The organism is Arthrobacter sp. TB 26 (assembly GCF_000427315.1).
Lineage (GTDB): Bacteria > Actinomycetota > Actinomycetes > Actinomycetales > Micrococcaceae > Arthrobacter.
The window spans coordinates 1-18,265 of the sequence record NZ_AUPJ01000470.1; the positions used below are offsets into that span (position 1 = coordinate 1).

At 66.4% G+C, this 18,265-nt stretch carries 17 protein-coding genes and 4 pseudogenes; 11 read left to right on the forward strand and 10 right to left on the reverse strand.

Annotated elements, in window-relative coordinates:
* Positions 1-547 precede the first annotated feature (547 nt).
* The 3 genes from K789_RS0118000 to K789_RS25215 form a co-directional block, all read right to left on the reverse strand.
* Positions 548-964, reverse strand: a complete 417-nt coding sequence (locus tag K789_RS0118000) for a hypothetical protein (RefSeq protein ID WP_128081668.1) — start codon at positions 962-964, stop codon at positions 548-550.
* Between the two features lie 282 nt (positions 965-1,246).
* Positions 1,247-1,462, reverse strand: a complete 216-nt coding sequence (locus tag K789_RS24155; RefSeq protein WP_128081669.1) for a hypothetical protein — start codon at positions 1,460-1,462, stop codon at positions 1,247-1,249.
* A gap of 260 nt (positions 1,463-1,722) precedes the next feature.
* Positions 1,723-2,535, reverse strand: a complete 813-nt coding sequence (locus tag K789_RS25215) for a PH domain-containing protein (protein ID WP_035740214.1) — start codon at positions 2,533-2,535, stop codon at positions 1,723-1,725.
* A 1,045-nt stretch (positions 2,536-3,580) separates the two neighbouring features.
* Here K789_RS25215 and K789_RS26820 point away from each other — a divergent pair.
* Positions 3,581-4,111: an endonuclease VII domain-containing protein gene (locus K789_RS26820; RefSeq protein ID WP_084507685.1), complete on the forward strand. Its 531-nt coding sequence runs from the start codon at positions 3,581-3,583 to the stop codon at positions 4,109-4,111.
* Positions 4,112-4,230: 119 nt separating this feature from the next.
* Here K789_RS26820 and K789_RS24740 read toward each other — a convergent pair.
* Positions 4,231-4,552: pseudogene (locus K789_RS24740) on the reverse strand (ATPase, T2SS/T4P/T4SS family); the annotation flags it as partial.
* 54 nt (positions 4,553-4,606) lie between these two features.
* Positions 4,607-4,789, reverse strand: coding sequence for a hypothetical protein (locus tag K789_RS0118035; protein WP_024367989.1), 183 nt, complete (start codon positions 4,787-4,789; stop codon positions 4,607-4,609).
* Between the two features lie 404 nt (positions 4,790-5,193).
* Between K789_RS0118035 and K789_RS0118045 the strand changes: the two genes are divergently transcribed.
* From K789_RS0118045 to K789_RS0118055, 3 genes are all read left to right on the forward strand, one after another.
* Complete coding sequence (locus K789_RS0118045; protein ID WP_024367991.1) at positions 5,194-5,832, forward strand: hypothetical protein; 639 nt, start codon at positions 5,194-5,196, stop codon at positions 5,830-5,832.
* Between the two features lie 52 nt (positions 5,833-5,884).
* Positions 5,885-7,156, forward strand: a complete 1,272-nt coding sequence (locus tag K789_RS24160; protein WP_084507681.1) for a neutral zinc metallopeptidase — start codon at positions 5,885-5,887, stop codon at positions 7,154-7,156.
* A 78-nt stretch (positions 7,157-7,234) separates the two neighbouring features.
* Positions 7,235-7,927, forward strand: coding sequence for a hypothetical protein (locus K789_RS0118055; protein WP_029705245.1), 693 nt, complete (start codon positions 7,235-7,237; stop codon positions 7,925-7,927).
* A gap of 3 nt (positions 7,928-7,930) precedes the next feature.
* On the opposite strand, the gene K789_RS0118060 is transcribed toward K789_RS0118055, so the two are convergent.
* Positions 7,931-8,482, reverse strand: coding sequence for a flavodoxin domain-containing protein (locus K789_RS0118060; protein WP_024367994.1), 552 nt, complete (start codon positions 8,480-8,482; stop codon positions 7,931-7,933).
* A gap of 175 nt (positions 8,483-8,657) precedes the next feature.
* Here K789_RS0118060 and K789_RS26580 point away from each other — a divergent pair.
* Positions 8,658-9,293, forward strand: a pseudogene (locus tag K789_RS26580) (aldehyde dehydrogenase family protein); the annotation flags it as partial.
* 118 nt (positions 9,294-9,411) lie between these two features.
* Positions 9,412-10,119, forward strand: coding sequence for an aldehyde dehydrogenase family protein (locus tag K789_RS26585; protein ID WP_306376591.1), 708 nt, complete (start codon positions 9,412-9,414; stop codon positions 10,117-10,119).
* An 82-nt stretch (positions 10,120-10,201) separates the two neighbouring features.
* On the opposite strand, the gene K789_RS0118070 is transcribed toward K789_RS26585, so the two are convergent.
* Both K789_RS0118070 and K789_RS0118075 read right to left on the reverse strand, forming a co-directional pair.
* Positions 10,202-10,927: a hypothetical protein gene (locus tag K789_RS0118070; protein WP_024367995.1), complete on the reverse strand. Its 726-nt coding sequence runs from the start codon at positions 10,925-10,927 to the stop codon at positions 10,202-10,204.
* A 21-nt stretch (positions 10,928-10,948) separates the two neighbouring features.
* Positions 10,949-12,364 carry an NAD(P)H-quinone dehydrogenase gene (locus tag K789_RS0118075; protein WP_024367996.1) on the reverse strand — a complete coding sequence of 472 codons (1,416 nt, stop codon included), beginning with the start codon at positions 12,362-12,364 and terminating at the stop codon, positions 10,949-10,951.
* A 118-nt stretch (positions 12,365-12,482) separates the two neighbouring features.
* On the opposite strand from K789_RS0118075, the gene K789_RS0118080 reads away from it, so the two are divergent.
* Positions 12,483-13,301: a purine-nucleoside phosphorylase gene (locus tag K789_RS0118080; RefSeq protein ID WP_024367997.1), complete on the forward strand. Its 819-nt coding sequence runs from the start codon at positions 12,483-12,485 to the stop codon at positions 13,299-13,301.
* A 4-nt stretch (positions 13,302-13,305) separates the two neighbouring features.
* On the opposite strand, the gene K789_RS0118085 is transcribed toward K789_RS0118080, so the two are convergent.
* Positions 13,306-13,788 carry an RrF2 family transcriptional regulator gene (locus K789_RS0118085; protein ID WP_024367998.1) on the reverse strand — a complete coding sequence of 161 codons (483 nt, stop codon included), beginning with the start codon at positions 13,786-13,788 and terminating at the stop codon, positions 13,306-13,308.
* Positions 13,789-13,918: 130 nt separating this feature from the next.
* Between K789_RS0118085 and K789_RS0118090 the strand changes: the two genes are divergently transcribed.
* Positions 13,919-15,661, forward strand: a complete 1,743-nt coding sequence (locus K789_RS0118090; RefSeq protein WP_024367999.1) for a phospho-sugar mutase — start codon at positions 13,919-13,921, stop codon at positions 15,659-15,661.
* A 30-nt stretch (positions 15,662-15,691) separates the two neighbouring features.
* Here the strand turns inward: K789_RS0118090 and nirD are convergent, their stop codons facing one another.
* Positions 15,692-16,069 (reverse strand): nitrite reductase small subunit NirD, encoded by a 378-nt coding sequence (gene nirD, locus K789_RS0118095; RefSeq protein WP_024368000.1) that lies wholly within the window; start codon positions 16,067-16,069, stop codon positions 15,692-15,694.
* 269 nt (positions 16,070-16,338) lie between these two features.
* Between nirD and K789_RS26270 the strand changes: the two are divergent.
* The 3 genes and pseudogenes from K789_RS26270 to K789_RS0118105 all read left to right on the forward strand — a co-directional run.
* Positions 16,339-16,671: pseudogene (locus tag K789_RS26270) on the forward strand (FAD-dependent oxidoreductase); the annotation flags it as partial.
* Positions 16,661-17,653, forward strand: a pseudogene (gene speB, locus K789_RS0118100) (agmatinase); the annotation flags it as partial. The pseudogenes K789_RS26270 and speB, both read left to right, overlap by 11 nt.
* A partial coding sequence (locus tag K789_RS0118105; protein ID WP_024365501.1) for a thiamine pyrophosphate-binding protein occupies positions 17,650-18,265 on the forward strand: 616 nt, incomplete at its 3' end. The pseudogene speB and the gene K789_RS0118105, both read left to right, overlap by 4 nt.

Genomic DNA, 18,265 nt, shown 5'->3' on the forward strand with positions numbered 1-18,265 from the left:
GGTCTCGGCCGGGACCTCGGACACCACGGAGACTGGCTCTGTGGTTTCGGCAGAGGCGGCCATCGCGGCCCCGCCGCCGGCAACTGCGACGACTGAAGCTACCGCGACAGCTTTGGTGGTGGTGCCCAGGGCAGCGAAAAAGGAGAAGATTCCTGACATGAAAGGCCTTTCGGGATAAGGGACGTGCGTTGATCTGGAGGCCACCCCAAACAGCCAGCCGGGCGTCACGTTACTCGACAGATGCGGGTCTCAGCGGGCAGGTGGGCCGATCCTGCGGAATTGCTGATCAGAAACTGCCCCGGCAGACGCAAAAGGTCCCTGGACCGGGGATCGAGGGCTGACCTGCTCAAGACCGAACCGGCCTTCCATGCGGGCCTGCATCTGGTTCCTTGTGAACAGGTCACCCCGGGTCCCACACTCGGTGCGCCGGACACGGTCGCGACCGTCCATGGTTCTGGGCCCTGGGGCGGAATACCTTTCCCCGCCGGGCTCCGGCGCGGCCGCGCAACTGCCTTGTGGACCCCCGGCCCGGAGGGGCAGGCCCGCTCTAGCCGAGGTTTCCCAACCGGGTCCTCAACCGGGCGAAGACGTCCTCCGACGTGGCCTGCGCCTGCAGCTCCGCCCACTCCACGGCTTCCCTGAAATCGCGGTCCCATGCGGCCTTGTCTTGGGATACGACCCACTTGCGGGTCCCGTCCCACTTCCGCCAGATCTCTGGCGTGTCGGGGGCCCGGGGCTTCGCCTGCGGCGTTGGCCGTACCTCGACGGGCTTTGGCGCCGGCTTCGGCTCCAGCAGCGCCCTCTTCCTCTCGGCGACCACGGCACGCCTGATCAGGATGATAACCGCCGCAAGGACGAGCGCGGCCAGGATGTACTGCCAAAAAGCGACCACCAGCAGGACGATTACGATCACGACGCCGCCCATCCCGGAGCCTCCTGAATGGGTCTTTCTCGATGAAGCCACTGCCCCCTCCGACTCAACGGTGTGTTATGGAGCCAGTGTCTCACCTTGAGCCGGTCGCCCGGTAGGGCCCTAGTCCCTGATCGACTCAACGAACGTCGTCGTCCTGATCGTCCACACACCATCGTTGGGAATATCGACCAATACTTCGAAGCGGTCATGCTCCACCAGTGCAATCCACGTATAGGTTTTGACGTCCGACGCTAGAGTGCAGGGCTGCTTACACCACGGGCAGCCCGGACATAGCTGAGCCACAGCGCAGGAAAATGACTCGCACTGCTTGGATCAGTCAGCGGGATGGTTCGGCAGGCGTTCGGGATGCTGGGGGTCCTTGCCGCGTTCCCTCCAGTATTCGTCCCGTTGCCACAACGAAAACCGAGTGGCCCATACGGTCAGAATGATGGTTCCAGTAGCGAGGATGGCCACTTTGATCCACACCCACGGTTCGGTATCTATCGGCAGAAGGGTCAGGATCACCATGGCCGGCGTGAAGACCATCATGTAGCGAGTGAGTGGCTGAATCTCCGCTGCACTTCTTCGGACACTGGTGTTGAGGATTGACCCCAAACACGTCGGGCTCCTGGTGACATATATGAACTGCACCATTAACAGCACCAATCCGTAAGCCCCTAGTGCGAGGCACTTTCCAGCCCGGTCCTCGCTGCGGTTCACGCCCCAAAATTGCCTACTTACCGGGGAGCCCAACTATTGAGCGCGATGACCGGCCAAAGCTTGGGAGTGCCTGGCGGCACGCCTGAGTCTTACGCGAGGAGGCCGATCTTCTGCGTCTGGAATTCCTCCTCGGTAAGGATTCCCTGAGTACGAAGGGCCGCGAGGCGCTCCAGCTGGCCGATCAGATCCTGCTGGGGCGGTGCTGCCGCCGGCAGCACCGGCGCTGGTGCTGAAGCAGCCTTCGCTGTGCGGATGGCCAGTGCCAGGGCGTCCCCGCTGCCATGCGCAATCCTTGTCATAACGGAGGTCATCCCGTTGTACGTGATTGTCAGCGACTCCCCGGAAGTGGACTTGGCGAGGTCCACCGCCTGGATAACTTCCAAATCGAACGTCGTCAGGGAATCCCGGTAGGTGGCCACTCCCATTTCCAAAAACATCACCCGGCGGTTAGTGACCGCGGCAAGTGCTTTTTTGTCCGCGATTTTCCCGACGCCCATGGCAAGCACTGTTTCCCCGTGCTCAATGAGGTTCGGCAAATGGCCGATTTCAACGGCGGCAAAGATAAAGCCCGGAGTCTGCAGCATGAGGTCTTTGATGCCGTGGTCATAGTGCAGGCCGGCAGGGAGTCCCTTGGAAATTTTGGCCAGGTGCTCGTAATGCCTGTCCCCCATTGCCTCGACCCGCCAGTCGATGCGTGTCGTGTCGCCGTCAGCAGAAATCGTCCCAGTGATCTCGGCTGCCCACCGGTCCCGCAGGATCGCCCGCGGAACATCGATGATCACCTTATCTGGGTTTGAGGACTGCAGCGTGAACTTGGCCTTTTCGACAGCTGGCGACAAGGCCTGCAGCGCTTTTGTACGGTCGGCGAGCAGAGTCCACTGGACGGTTCTGGTAATCCTCATGACTGCACTGTAAATCAAAAACGCCCGACCGGATTATATTCGCAATACGTGGCGTCAGGCCGGAGAAGGCCGCTGCCACCTCCGGCCACATAGATTACGTCTATCGGCGCCCGTCGATCTGCTTCCCACCGGTGGCAAGGAAATCGGCACTCTGGTCGAGCGGACGACACGGTTCAAGATGCTGATCCGCCTACTCTGCGAAGAGGTATACGGCGGAGTCCCACGGACAAAGAACACCACGCCGCATATGCCCTTGGCCACAACAGTTTGTGGCAGGAAATACCTCTGCACGTTGATTGCCAATAGCTACGGCAGACGTCTACTCTCTAGCTGTTGGCTCGTTGCGCATGATGCATATGGGGCAGGCCGACAATGCATACCTATTCTGCTACTTATGTATCGGCCCTCGGGGCCAGTGCTCTATATGCGGCGCTTGGCCTATTTTGTCGGTTGTGTCGGTTAAGGTTCCGGCATGGAGATGAAAAAGGATGCCGAAGGTTGGAACCTGTGCAGCGCCCTCCCCGATTATGGGTGCGAGCGTCGCACTCGGAGCAAGGGCGGCAAGTACTGCGTTTCGCACGCCCTCCAAATGAACCGAGGTGAAGAGTTCAGAGCTCTTCAATCCTGGGGCGTGGGCCATGGACTGACCTGCTCGGGGCCGGGGCGCAACGGGGAACCCTGCGACCGATTAGTGACTCAGGTCAATCTTCCCCCAGGGCCACTCTGCAAAGGGCATGCAACGCAGCTTGAACGAGACGGGGCGATGTGGCAGTTTCCACCGAAAGGGGACGAATGGAACGATTGCGCCGCCCTCGACTACGGCTGCGGACGTAAGGCGGTAACAAAGGGTTCGCGGTTCTGCGGCACCCACTATAACCAGTACTACCGCGGGGACCTGACCCCCATCAAGCGGAAGGCGCCCAACGGCACAAGGTGCGTGGGCCCCGGCCCTGACGGCACCGAATGCGGACGGAAGGACATGCACCAGCATGATCCCATTCCGTTGTGCAAAGCCCACACTGCCCAGTACAAGGACACGGGCGCTATGCAAGTGATTGTCCCCCGCTACAAGCACGCGTCTTTGCAGAGGGACGACGATGGCAACAAGCGATGCACGGCGTGTCTACAATGGCTGCCCGAAGACAACTTCGGAAAGGGCAGTTCGGGCGACGGGCTGTCATCCCGCTGCCTACGGTGCGCTAATGATGCCTCCCGTGCGAGGAAGTTTGGGATTACTCGGGAGACGTACGATGCCCTCCTATCCTTCCAAGGCGGCGTCTGTTGGATATGTAAGCAGCCCCCGGACTTCGGTCGGAATTCGCTGAGCGTGGATCACGATCACAACTGTTGCCCCGACAAATACGAAACATGCGGCAGCTGCATACGCGGGCTAGTCTGCGGAGCATGCAACCTTGCCCTCGGACTGTTTGATCACAAGCCCGAGCGGCTGGAAGCGGGCTTCAAATATCTGGTAGAAGGAGTGCCGCACGTCTTGGCGTATCTGCGGTCGAGAGCGGATGTTGCAGCCTTGCACACAAACGGAGACCGACGGCAGGGACTTGCTGACTCCGTTTAGGTGATGCCTGAAATCTTCCCGTTGGGGCCGCCAGCGGCAGGCAGGATCGGACAGGCGTTGGGTGCAGTGAGATCTGCTTAGGAATCTCGCCTTGTATTCGCGGTCCAAAGCGCGGTCATGGACCGTGCATGAACGCTGTCCGGGAGCCCGGAATTCAGGGAAAGGAGCATTTTCAGGCTCTCGGCCTCCTGGACCTCGCCCACGACCAGCCGGTCGGGGCGCATGCGAGAGCCTCCCTGACCAGCCGGCGCATGGCTTTCACCTTCGCCCTCAACGTTCGGCTGCCGGCACTGCAGCCCCCACGACGTCCCGTAGCGGAAACTGCAGCTCGAAGATCTCCTCAACGGTGATGACGCGCTCGCGGGTTTCCATGCTGGCCGCCAGACAGTTGAGCATGGTGGTCCTCACCGAACGCCCGGCCTGGAGGGCATGACTCCGCAGGCCGTCCTGGCTGCAACACCCGTGTTGGCACCCTATGTCCAACGAAATCCTGACTCAGGTAGACGGCCGCTCCATAAAGTGAACGCACTTCAGGCAGTCCACCGCCTCAGTAACGCTGGTGACCATGATCTGCTCGCGTTGGCCGCACAACGGGTGCAGGTCGCTGCCGAATCCGCTCCAGACCCCTTTAACCTCTGGGTCATTGTGCATTTGGTGCTTGCGAATCTGATCTGTCATGGCTGGGATCCCTTTCCGTGTCGAGGTCAAGTGCAACGCGTGTGCAAAGCGTACCCCTCCTCCGCATCAGCGCAAGCAACTAGGGGACGGAAGCTGCAGTGTGGGCCTAGTGAAGCCGCAAAGGCCCCAGGCAGCGGCGCCGAGGCCCCAGTGCGTACCCCAGTCATGGTAGGTACGCCGCGGCTCGTTGGCCGGGGCCGCTCGAGGCACTCAGAGGTCCGCAGAGGCCCGACGGCCGGGCGGCGGATGCATGGGTGTCTTGCGTTTGAGCAATATTGGGCAGCCCGCCCATGTGGGCAATCAGCACCCCCATCCACCAGCGAAGCGGGCCTTTCTCCCCTTGGCCAGTCCCCTCGACCAGCGTGTACTGAACCCAGGACCCGTTCACCCGCAGGAGGCACCCCATGAACGTCCCCATCATTCTGGCGCTCGCCGCGGTCGTTGTGATCGCCGTCGTGCTGGGCGTTGTCTTCGCGCGGGAGAAGGATCCGCAGCGCCGGGCCGCGGCGCTGAAACGGACCGGGGCGGCCATCATGGCGGTGTTCACTGTTCTCGGCGGAATTTTCGTCGGAGGCTATGCGCTGCAGGATCCGGGTGGAAGTGCCGGGCTGCTGATGACCCTCGCCTGGGTGCTGCCGATGCTGATTCTTGCGGTGGCGGCCTGGTTCTGGCCGGCTGTGACTGCTCCCCTGCTGCTCGCCCTCACTTCCGCCTTTATCGCGGCGTGCGTGTGGCTCGCCTTCGACCCCGCAGCCCTGCGCAGCTTCATCAGCGACAACGGACCCGTGATCGCCGTCAGCGTCGTCGCCCTGTCGTTCCCGGCCGCCGTGCTGGGCCTGAAGCGGACCGCATTGGCCGGCTGGCTGCTCGTGGCCCTGGGCGTGCTGCCGCTCCTGATCACGCTTATCAGCAGGTCGGGCCCGATCGCATCGCTCACCGCGGCAAGCGTGGTCCCCTTGATCGCCGGAATCGCCTTTCTCGTCTCCGCCCGGATGGCGCACGGAAGCACCACCGCCGGTAACCAACGGGCTGCGGCTGCCTAGCGGATAGGCGCAAGGTCTGTTCTGGTCGGGACCCGGCCGTTAGTCTTCGCACATGGCGAACCCACAGAGTAGCTGGAGCCATCGACTCTTAGCCGTCAGCGTTGCGGTATTGACCATGGTGGTTGTTGCGGCCGTGGGCGTCTGGATATTCCAGCCAGGCTTGTTCGGGACGCTCACCGGCACGGCCAGCGCGCAGACGCCGTCGGCTTCGGTCGATAACCCGCCTTCCACGGCAGCGGTTCCCTCGCCCGTCGTTACGACGCCGACACCCAGCCCGACGCCGACGCCAACGACACCCCCAACGCCGACTCCCAACCCGGCGCTTCTGCTGGATGAACTCCAGACCGCGGAGATCATCACCAATGGGTTCTGGACGCGCCATTGGGCCGACTATTTCCCGGGCGCCTACAGTCCGCCCAAAGTCCTCGGGCTGTACGACGGAAACTCCGCGAGTGTCCCGCTGTGCGGGCAAACCCCGCTTTCGGCCGACAATGCCTTCTACTGTCGACCGGCAGACTTCGTCGCGTGGGACAAGGGCCTCATGGAGAAGGGCTACGCCAACGGTGACACCTGGCCCTATCTGGTGATCGCGCACGAGTGGGGGCATGCCATCCAGGCCCGGCTCGGCGACTCGCTGACCGAGAAGGCCTCCGAGTTGCAGGCAGATTGCCTGGCGGGCGCGGCCCTGTTCGGCGCCGCAGCGGACGGGGAACTCATCCTGGAAACGGGCGACCAGAAGGAACTGGCCGCGGGCCTCAATGTACTGGGCGACGAAACGCCGTGGACCGCCAGCGCCGATCATGGCGATTCGTTTGAACGTATCCGGTCTTTCGACGAGGGCCGCCTCCATGGCATTGCCCGCTGCGTCCCGGGAATGAAGTTCGGCGGCTGGAACGGCGCGCTCGTCTACCGGAGCGGGATTGAAGTTTCCGTTAGCCCGCTGGGATACAAAAACGTTGAAGGGCCGTTGCCCTCGACCGCGATGCCAACTCCGACCGGGACCGCGGCACCCGGCAGCACGGTACGCGTGGCTGCGGTCTTCGAGATCACGGTGAAGAACGGCAGCCCGGCGGCCTTCGATGCCACCGGAATGGGTAACCCGATCGTCCGCTACGGCGAACGCGGCCTGCTTGCCGAGACCGTTCCGGCCGCCGCGACCGATACGCCTGCATCGTTGGGGATCCTGCAACCGGGCCAGACCAAAAGGATCAAAGTCAGCGCCATCATTCCCGCCGGCCAACTGACAGTCCGGGTGGCGGTCCCCGGACCCAACCCGGCGGTGGACTGGGCGGCATCCTTCGAAGGGGAACTGCCGCCCCGGTGACACTGCGGCCTGTTCCGGCCCGGCACCTCCGCGTAACGCGAATCGGGCACGGAACGGATGGCGGGTAGCATCGGTGCCATGAGCGCCGACGACGACGACATCACCGAAGAACTCCTGGCCGACGCCGACAAGCTGACGGGGCTGAGCCTCGAGCTGCTGGGCCTCGACCCCCACCCGGACGGCATGACCCCGGAACAGCGGCTCCAGTTCGATCCGGAGGATCTGGCCGAAATGGCCGCAGTCTCCCCGGAGGACCGCCAGCAAGCCGTGACGCAGACCCGCCTGCTGGCCGGCCTGCTGTGGAACTCGTCGAGTATCCTCATTGACCAGCTCTTCCGCGATCTGGGCACCCTGAGCAAACTGGAGACCGTCACCCCGTCCGACATCGCCGGGACCTCGGTGCTGTCCTCGCTGCCGCCCCAGTTCGCGTCCAATTTCGACTCGAAATTCACCCAGAAGTTCATCGTCGTCGCCGCCGACGTCACGGCGTCCCTGGTCCGCGGCTGGACCGCCCCCGGATGCCTCGCCGCCGAACTCGCCGTGCGCTGCCTGCTCGACCAGGCGGAAATCACCGAGGACATCTACGAACTCGACCTCCCGGAGGACTGGCGGGCACAGGTTGAAGAAGTCCTGCTGGAGGACGCGGACAGTGAAGCGCTGTTCTCGGACAGCCTTGACGTCCTTGAGGACGACGCCGACAGGCTGGGCTTCGAATACTGGTTCAAGCCCTACAACGCCTGGGACACGGTTCCGCCCTACGCCCGCTCCTGAGCCCTAAGCCTGCGCCTGACGCGGCGGGGCAGTAAATCCCGCCAGGAAGTCTTCGGTGAACCGCCGCACGCCGTCCCACTCGGTATAGACGTAGTCGCGGCCCGTATCCAGGTCCGGGGACCCCTTGTCCTTAGTGATCTTCTTCATCAGCTGGCGTGTGATGAAGTTGTAGTGGGTGTAGAGCAGGGCGCCGGCGAACATTCCGACATGGGCAGGATGCCAGCCGGTTTCCTCCTCGAACTTCTCAACGTAACCCTCTGCGCTCTGCTCGTCGCCGTGGGCGGCCAGGCTGACCGAAATCAGGGCGGACGGGAGACGCTCCAGCTCACCGCGGTTTTTCCGGACGAAGTCGGCCACAAACTTCTCATGCTTGCCCATATGCACCGAGGCTGCAACGATGACGCCGTCGTAGCCGCCCGGAAAGGTGTCCCCGGAGCGTTTGAGGTCCGCTGCCTCTGCCTGGTGCCCGTGGGCCCGGATCAGCTCGGCGATGTATTCCGCAATCTGGGCTGTCTGTCCTTCAACGCTCCCGTATGGGAGATAGATCTTGGCCATGTTCCACTGTGTCCTCGCGGCGCTGGCAACAGATAGGGCCGAACGCCCCCGCCGTCTCGAAAGCGCACCGCGCCCTTGACGGCCGCGGCCCGGCGGCATGTGATGTACAAAGGCCCCGGTCCGGATCACACTCGGCCGGCCGGTGCGGTATGTATCCCCCACGAAAGGACAGGACATGTCCCTGCTCGATGCCTCCCTCTGGGAGGGCAAGATCTATGTCAACGGCTGGCGCCCGGGCGGCGGCGGGACAGCCGACGCCGTCGAGCCCGCCACCGGCGAAACGCTGGGCAGCTATGGGCTGGCGTCCGTGGACGACGTCCGTGAAGCCGCCACGACGGCGGCAGCCGCCCAGAAGGACTGGGCGAAAGTGAACCCCGAGGACCGCGCCGCCGTACTGCGCCGCGCCGGGCTGCTCTGGGAGGAGCACGCCGCCGAGATCCAGGACTGGATCGTGCGCGAGTCCGGCGGCATTCCGCCCAAGGCGGGACTGGAAACGCACATCGCCGCCAACGAATGCTACGACGCGTCGGCGCTGCCCTCCCTCCCCGCAGGGGACGTGCTGACCTCGAACGAGAACCGCTGGTCCTTCGCCCGCCGGCGGCCCGTCGGCGTCGTGTCCGTGATTGCGCCGTTCAACTTCCCGCTGATCCTCTCAATCCGGGCCGTCGCCCCCGCGCTGGCGCTGGGCAACGCCGTGCTGCTCAAGCCGGATCCGCGGACCGCGGTCTGCGGCGGGGTCACGCTGGTGCGGATCTTCGAGGAAGCCGGACTCCCGCCCGGACTCCTGTCACTGCTGCCGGGCGGGGCCGACATCGGCGCCGCCGTCGTCGAGGCACCCGAGGTCAGGGTCATCGCCTTCACCGGCTCGACGGCGGNCGGCCGGCCGGAAGATCGGCGAGACGGCCGGGCGGCTGCTCAAGCGCGCTCACCTGGAACTCGGCGGGAACAACGCGCTCATCGTGCTGCCGGGCGCGGACCTGCCCAAGGCCGCCTCCGCGGCGGCCTTCGGGTCCTTTATGCACCAGGGCCAGATCTGCATGGCCGCCGGGCGCCACATCGTCCACGAGGACATCTACGACGACTATGTCAGCGCCCTCGCGGAGAAGGCCGCGCATCTTCCGGTCGGCGATCCGAAGAGCGGGACCGTGGCCTTGGGCCCCATCATCGACGAGAAGCAGTTGCACCGGGTCGATTCGATCGTCCAGGATGCGGTGCAGGGCGGGGCACGGCTGGCCGCCGGCGGCACACACGACGGCAGGTTCTACCAGCCCACCGTCCTCGCCGACCTGGACGTGGCCAGCCCGGCGTGGAAAGACGAGATCTTCGGCCCCGTGGCGCCGGTCATGAAGTTCTCCACCGTGGAGGAAGCCGTGGCACTGGCCAACGGCAACGAGTACGGCCTCTCCATCGGCATCCTGGGCGACGTCGGCATGGCGATGACCATCGCCGACCAGCTGGACTCCGGCAAGGTCCACATCAACGAACAGACCGTGTCCGACGAGGCGAACTCACCGTTCGGCGGGATGAAGAGCTCGGGCAACGGTTCCCGGATCGGCGGACACCACGCCAACATGGAATCCTTCACGGAAATCCAGTGGCTCACCGTCCGGCCGGACATCGCCCCGTACCCGTTCTAAGGCCGACCCGTTCCAGCTGGAAGACAGGAGGACCCGGCGGCCGCTGCCGGCGGGNGTCCTCCCCGTCCTGACCTGACGCGGTTCAGTGCTCCGCGGCGAGGTGCGCGGCTGGGTCGAAGGGCTCGAACACTGAGGAGCCCATCATGAAGATGCCGCGCTGCGGGATCCAGAAGTCCCCGAGCCGGTCCTGGACGGGCAGTGCCGAAACCTGCCCCAGGTTGTGCCCCTGCAAGTGCGCATTGCTCTCCCGGACAAACCACATCTGCCGCGGGCGCGCACCAAAGGTCTGGCCGTTGGGCACCCTGCCCGTCAGCCCGATGTGCCCTGCCCCCAGCACCGGGCCGGCGACAGCCCCCATGGCGCGCAGGAACGTCCGGTTCCGCCACAGCTGCTCGGGGACCGACCCGGCCACCGCCGACATGAGCCGGGTGATCGGCGTTGCGGCCAGCGTTATGTCCCAGCTCAGGTCCACCCCGTCACCGACCTCCACGCTGAAGGAATACCCGTCGCGCCACCGGAGGGAGATCCCGCCCGTCGACGCCGATCCAAGGGCGCTGCCGAAGTAGCGGGGACAGGAGGACCCGGGGTCCGTGGTGCTGTGCATCGTCCAGACGCCGGCAGGATCGCGGATCCAGACCGAGGTGTAGCCCGGGCCGACGGAGGAGGCAGCAAAACGCCGCAGGGCCAGGATGTGGCCGGAGCTGAAGGGAACCCCCATCACGCCGAAGCCGGCAAAGCGTTCCTCCGGGCCGGAGGGCAGCACGGGATGGTGTTCCACGGACTCAACCAGGGTGCGAGGACTCTGCATGGCTACGGCCTCCGGTGTTTGTTACATGTGGACGTGCAGGCGCCGGGCCGCTTCGGAGATCGAGCCGCTCAGCGACGGGTACACCGTGAAGGTGCTGGCGACGTCGTCGACGTGCAGTTTCTGGGTGACCGCGAGGGAGATCGCGAAAATCAGCTCGGAGGCGTTCGGACCCACCACGACCCCGCCGATCACGGTGCCGGAGCCCTTGCGGGCGAAGATCTTGATGAAGCCGTCGCGGTGGTTGCGCATCTTGGCGCGGGCGTTGCTGCGCAGCGAGAGCTTTACGATATCGGCCTGGTACTTGCCGGATTCGATCTCGGCCTCGGAGACGCCCACGTTCGCGATCTCGGGCGAGGTGAAGATGTTGGACGCGACCTGGTGCAGCTTGAGCGGCGTCACACTGTCGCCCAGGAAGTGGGCGATCGCGATCCGGCCCTGCATCGCGGCCACGGAGGCGAGCGCCAGCACGCCGGTGCAGTCGCCGGCGGCGTAGATGTTCGGCGCGGTGGTGCGGGAGACGCCGTCGACCTTGATGTGCCCGCTCTCGGTGAGCGCCACACCGGCCTCCTCGAGGCCGATTCCGGCGGTGTTCGGGATGGAGCCGACGGCGACCAGGCAGTGGCTGCCGGTGACCTTGGACCCGTCGCCGAGGGTGACAATGACGCCGTCCTCGGTGCGCTCGACGGTCTCGGCGCGGGCGCGGGAGAGCACCTTCACGCCGCGGCGTTCGAAGACGCCCTCCAGGACCTCGGCAGCGTCGGTGTCCGAGCCGGGCAGCACCCGGTCGCGGCTGGAAATCAGGGTGACCCTGGACCCGAGGCCGTTGTAGGCGGAGGCGAACTCGGCGCCGGTCACGCCGGAGCCGACCACGATCAGGTCCTCGGGGAGTTCGTCCATGTTGTAGATCTGCGCCCAGTTCAGGATCCGGACGCCGTCCGGGCGGGCGGTGGGCAGCTCGCGCGGGTGGGCGCCGACTGCCAGCAGGATCGCGTCCGCCTCAATGATTTCCGTGCCGTCGGCGGTGAGGACCGCGATGGTGTGGCTGTCCAGCATCCTGCCGGAGCCGAGCATGATCCGGACGCCCTGGTTCTCCAGGCCCTTCTGGATGTCGGAGGACTGCTGCCGGGCCAGGCGCAGCAGGCGGTCGTTGATGTGTTTGAGGTCCGCGCGCATCGTCGGGTTGCAGTCGCCGCCGTCGAGGTCGAACTTCACGCCCAGCTCGCCGGCCTCGCCGACGCGGGTCATCAGGTCCGCCGTCGCAATCAGGGTCTTGGACGGGACGACGTCGGTCAGCACCGCGGAGCCGCCGAGCCCCGCCCGTTCGATGATGGTGACCTTCGCGCCAAGCGACGCGGCGACCATGGCAGCTTCGTAGCCGCCGGGCCCTCCGCCCAGAATTGCGATGCGGGGTGAGCTGAAATCGGGATGCGTAGTCACAATCAGCCATTGTCCACCATCCGGACCGGCACCACCAAGAATCCGGGCCCGCACCCGCGCCGGCCCGGTGCTGGGGAACGGGCTGGGCAGCACGCCGCCGGCACGATAACTTGTACCGGTGAGTACAACAGAATTCCTGAACACGGACCCCTTCGACGCCGCCCGCGCCGCCGCCGACTACATCGCCGAAGAGACAGGCATCGACGCGCACGACGTCGCCCTGGTGCTCGGCTCGGGCTGGGGCGACGCCGCCGAACTGATCGGCGAAACCACCGCCACCCTCTCCGCGGACGAGGTCCCCGGTTTCTCCTCCCCCTCGGTGGTGGGACACGTCGGCACCATCCGCTCCGTGCTGACCAAGGAGGGCAAGCGCGCCCTGGTCCTGGGCGCCCGCACCCACTACTACGAGGGCAAAGGCGTCCGCGCCGTCGTCCACGGTGTGCGCACCGCCGCGGCGGCCGGCTGCAAGACCCTCGTCCTGACCAACGGGTGCGGCGGCCTCAACGAGGACTGGACGCCCGGCACCCCCGTGCTGATCAGCGACCACATCAACCTCACCGCCACCTCACCGCTCGAAGGCGCCACTTTCGTGGACCTCACCGACCTGTACTCCTCACGGATCCGCGGCCTGGCCCGCGAAGTCGACCCCACACTGGACGAAGGCATCTACGCCCAGTTCACCGGCCCGCACTACGAAACCCCGGCGGAGGTGCAGTACGCCAAACGGATCGGCGCGTCCCTGGTGGGCATGTCCACCGCGCTCGAGGCCATCGCCGGCCGCCACGCGGGCATGGAGGTCTTCGGCATTTCGCTCGTGACCAACCTCGCCGCCGGCATCAGCCCGGTGCCGCTGAGCCACGAGGAAGTCCTCGGAGCCGGCCAGGCCGCGGGGCCGCGCATCTCCAAGCTGCTCGCCGGGATCATCGCCAAGCTCTAACGGCCTAGCTCCCGGGGGCGAGGTAGCGCACCGCTTTCGCCCTGTCCTGCGGGAACCGCCGCTCCATCGAGTCCGCGATCCCGGCGATGGTCTGCCGGGCCAGCGCCTGCCGCCAGGCGAGTTCGGCCTGTCGCATGGTCTGGGAGATCAGGCAGGTCCGGACGAAGTTGTGCTCCGTGTCGGCATCGGGAACGTTGCCCAGGATGCCCTCGCAGCGGAACACCGGTTCGGGGCCTTCCAGTGCCAGGACAATATCCAGGACGGTCACGTGTTCCGGCCGGCGCGCCAGGTGGAACCCGCCGCGCGGGCCGGACACGGAGCCGAGGATCCCGGCGCGGACCAGCGCCTGAAGCTGCTTGTTGAGGTAGGCCCCCGGGAGCTTGTAGTACTCCGCCAGCCGGGCACTGTTGACCGCCTCGCCGGCCGGTGTCCACGCCATGTTGACGCAGCTGTGCACAGCCCATTCCACCCCACGGCCCATCTTCATATTCCAGACGCTACGTGTCCGGAAAAATGGCTGTCAAGGGCTGGAGAACAAGACGGTTGTGATCGATCTGTCAGGCGCACTCTCGCTTGTCGGGCAGGCATCCGCGGCGATTGGCGCTAGTTTGGTTCTTATGACGTCTTTTGATGCCGAACTCGCCCGCCTGCTGAGCGACGCCCGGACCTGGGCCGCCCAGGACCCGGATCCCGCCACCGCCGCCGCCCTGACCGAACTGGTCCGGCTCGCTGACGACGGCGCCGCCTCGGCCCGCCAGGAGCTCGCCGACAGTTTCAGCGGCACCCTGCAGTTCGGCACCGCGGGCCTGCGCGCGGCCCTCGGCCCCGGCCCGAACCGGATGAACCGGGTGGTGGTGCGCCGCGCCGCCGCGGGATTCACGGCTTTCCTCACCGACGCCGTCGCCCAGGCCGCCCCCGGCACCCGGCCGCGCGCCGTCGTCGGCTATGACGCCAGGCACAACTCGGATATCTTCGCGGAAGAAACCGCCGCCATCCTCACCGCCGCCGGTGTCGAGACCTTCCTGATGCCGTCCGCCCTGCCCACCCCGCTGCTCGCGTATGCGGTGCGGGCGCTGGAGTGCGACGGCGGCGTGATGGTCACCGCCAGCCACAACCCGCCGCAGGACAACGGCTACAAGGTCTACCTCGGCCGGCACGCGGTCGAGGAGAGCGGCCGCGGCGCGCAGATCGTGGCGCCGTACGATGCCCTCATCGCGGCGAAAATCGACACCGTCGGTGAGCTGTCCGGCGTCGCCCTGGCCACGGAGGGCTGGACCGTGCTGGATCCGTCCATCGCCGCCGACTACGAGGCCGCCGTGGCGGCCCTCGCCATCCCGGAGCATTTCCCGGCCCGCGACCTCAAGATCGTCCTGACGCCCCTGCACGGAGTGGGCGGCGAAACCGCCGTGGCGGTGCTGCACGCGGCAGGCTTTGCCGACGTCACCCTGGTGAGCGAGCAGGCCGAACCGGACCCCGACTTCCCCACCGTGAACTTCCCCAACCCCGAAGAGCCGGGCGCCCTGGACCTGGCCCTCGACACCGCGGCCCGGGTGGACGCGGATATCGTGATCGCCAACGACCCCGACGCGGACCGCGCCGCGGTTGCCGCGAAGGATCCGGACACCGGTTCGTGGCGCATGCTGCGCGGCGACGAGGTCGGCGCCCTGCTCGGCGCGCACATCGTGGCGCGGCTGGCGGCCGGCAGCGGAGAAACCACAGCGGGGGTCTTCGCGAATTCGATCGTGTCCTCGCGGCTGCTCGCGCGGATCGCTGCCGCGGCAGGCTACGCCCACGAGGAAACCCTCACCGGGTTCAAGTGGATCGCCCGCGTTCCCGGGCTGTTGTACGGCTACGAAGAGGCCCTGGGGTACTGTGTCGCCCCCTCCCTGGTCCGGGACAAGGACGGGATTTCCGCGGCGGTGCTGATCGCGGAATTCGCGGCAGCAGCAAAGGCCGAGGGCAAAACCATCTTCGACACGCTCGATGAGCTGTACCTGGTCCACGGGCTGCACGCCAGCGACCAGCTCAGCATCCGGGTCGCGGACCTGGGGCTGCTGGACGCCATGATGAACCGGCTGCGCGTCAGCCCGCCGGAATCCTTTGGCGGCTCCGCCGTCGAAACCGTCACGGACCTCGCCGAGGGCAGCGCCCAGCTGCCGCCCACCGACGGCCTGCTGTACCTGACGAAGGATCTCAGCCGCATCATCATCCGCCCCAGCGGTACGGAGCCGAAACTCAAGTGCTACCTGGAGGTCATCCGCAACGTCGGATCGGCCGCCGAGCTGCCGGCGGCGCGGCACGAGGCACGCGCCGCGCTCGACGGCGTCCTGGCGGATGTCCGCGAGGCGCTCGGGCTGTAACGCCGGTGCTGCAACCTCTGGCTTCAGCCCCTAAAGCTCGACCTCAATGTACCCGCCCACAATCCGGGTACCGAAGGTCGGGAGCCGGAGTCCCGGCGTGCCAAGGCACTCCCCTGTTCCAAGGTCATAGACCTCCTTGTGCAGCGGCGAGGCGAGCGTTGGGCGCGTCCCGCGGGAACCCGTGATGCCCCGGGCCATGACGTGCGCCCCGGTCGCCGGATCCTCCTGGGCCACGGCAAAAACCTCACCGGACACCGTGCGGAACAACGCCACCTGGCGTCCGGCGATCAGCGCGGCCTCGCCCCATGCAGGCTCCAGGTCTTCCACGGCGCACACGCGGTGCCAGCCGGTCCCGTAGCTGGGGTGTTCAACAAAGCTCCGTGCTGCGCTCTCAAGTACGGCAGTCATTCCGGCCCCTCTCTGGTACATCTTTCCCGGGCTCAGCCGCTCGTGCGGCCACATACCCAAGCTAGGTCCGGGGTGTAACAGCCGCGTGCAGTTAATGTGTCCGGCGGGTAAAAGAGACCTCACGCAGCCGGAAACGCATCCGTGATGCAGAAGTTAAGATCACGAAACATAAGGGAAACTGAAGCGAAACTGCGCTTACCTAGTCTGGGTGGACACCTCGATTGAGAAGGCCGCAACGCACCGCCTGCGGCCCATGCGAAAGGCCCACCGTGACCGGACAGACTTCAAGCCCCCAGAACCAGGGCGCAGAGCGCGCCACAGCACCGCGCCGCGTCGTGGTTGCGGGCGGCGGCCCTGCCGCCCACCGTTTCGCCGACGCCATGCACGCCCGGGGCCTCGAGGGCTGGAACGTCACCGTCCTCACCGAGGAAGCACACCTCCCCTACGACCGCGTCGCGCTAAGCAAAGCCCTCACCGACGCAGGCGTCGACCTCACCCTGGGCAGCGCCTCGATGTGGGACCACGAGGCGCTCACCTTGCAGACCGGCGAGCGCGTCACCAGCATCGACATCGCGGGCAAGACCGTCAGCACCGCGGCTGGACCAGGTCGCCAAGGCGGACGTCACCGTGGTCGGCGTGCCCTTCGATTCGGGCGTCTCTTACCGCCCCGGTGCCCGCTTCGGGTCCAACCACATCCGCGAGGCCAGCCGGCTGCTGCGCCCGTACAACCCGGCCTGGGATGTCAGCCCCTTCGAAAACATCCAGGTGGCCGACGCCGGCGACATGGCCGTCAACCCCTTCAACATCAACGACGCGATCGAGACCATCCAGCAGAACGCCCTGGACCTGACCGCCTCCGGCAGCAAGCTGCTGACCCTCGGCGGGGACCACACCATCGCGCTGCCGCTGCTCCGCGCCGCCGCCGAACGCGCCGGCCAGCCCGTCGCCATGCTGCACTTCGACGCCCACCTGGACACGTGGGACACCTACTTCGGCGCCGAGTACACCCACGGTACCCCGTTCCGCCGCGCCGTCGAGGAAGGCATCCTGGACACCGAGGCCATCAGCCACATCGGCACCCGCGGCCCGCTCTACGGCAAGAAGGACCTCGACGACGACCACCGCTTCGGCTTCGGCATCGTCACCTCTGCCGACGTCTACTACCAGGGCGTCCTGGAAACCGTCGCCAAGGTCCGCGACCGGATCGGCAACCGTCCGCTCTACATCTCCGTGGACATCGACGTGCTGGATCCCGCCCACGCGCCCGGCACCGGAACCCCGGAAGCCGGCGGCATCACCAGCCGCGAGCTGCTGGAAATCATCCGTGGCTTCCGCGGCATGAACCTGGTCGGGGCCGACGTCGTCGAGGTCGCCCCCGCGTACGACCACGCGGACATCACCGGCGTGGCCGCCAGCCACGTGGCCTACGAACTGGTCACCCTGATGGCGGACCGTGCCGTGGACGGCGACCGCTTCGGGGCGGCCAACGGCTACGCCGCCCAGACGCTCGGCCAGGAATCCCGCCGCCCGGCCGGCTTCGCCACACCGGCGGCCCAGCACATCCAGAGCGGAGCCTCCCAGTGACCGGGGTGCGCAACGGCGGCGACCTCGTCGTCGAGACCCTCGAAGCGCTCGGCGCCAAAACCGTCTTCGGCATCCCGGGCCAGCATGCCCTGGGCTTGTTCGACGCGATGGGCCGCGGCAACCTGCATTTCGTCTCCTCCCGGGTGGAGAACAACTCGGCCTTCGCCGCGGACGGCTACTCACGTGCCACCGGCGAAGTCGGTGTCCTCTTCCTCTCCACTGGTCCCGGCGCGCTGACGTCGCTGGCCGGGCTGCAGGAGGCCTATGCCACCGGCGTTCCCATGGTGGTCATCGCAAGCCAGATTCCGCTGGAGGGCCTCGGCGCGCGCCGCAAGGGAATGCTCCACCAGCTCGATGACCAGAAGGCCTCGGCCGCGAACGTCACCAAGAGCCAGCGGTTGATCCAGCACGCCTCCGGCATCCCCTCCGCCATCCAGGACGCCTGGACCGAGGCGATCTCCTCGCCGCAGGGCCCCGTGTGGCTGGAAATTCCGCAGAACGTGCTGCTGGACCCCATCATGGTGCCCCCGGTGGAGGACGCCCTCGCCGAAGCGGCAGACAACCCGCCCCGCATCGAGCTGGTCCGCGAAGCCGTCAAATGGCTCGCGGCGG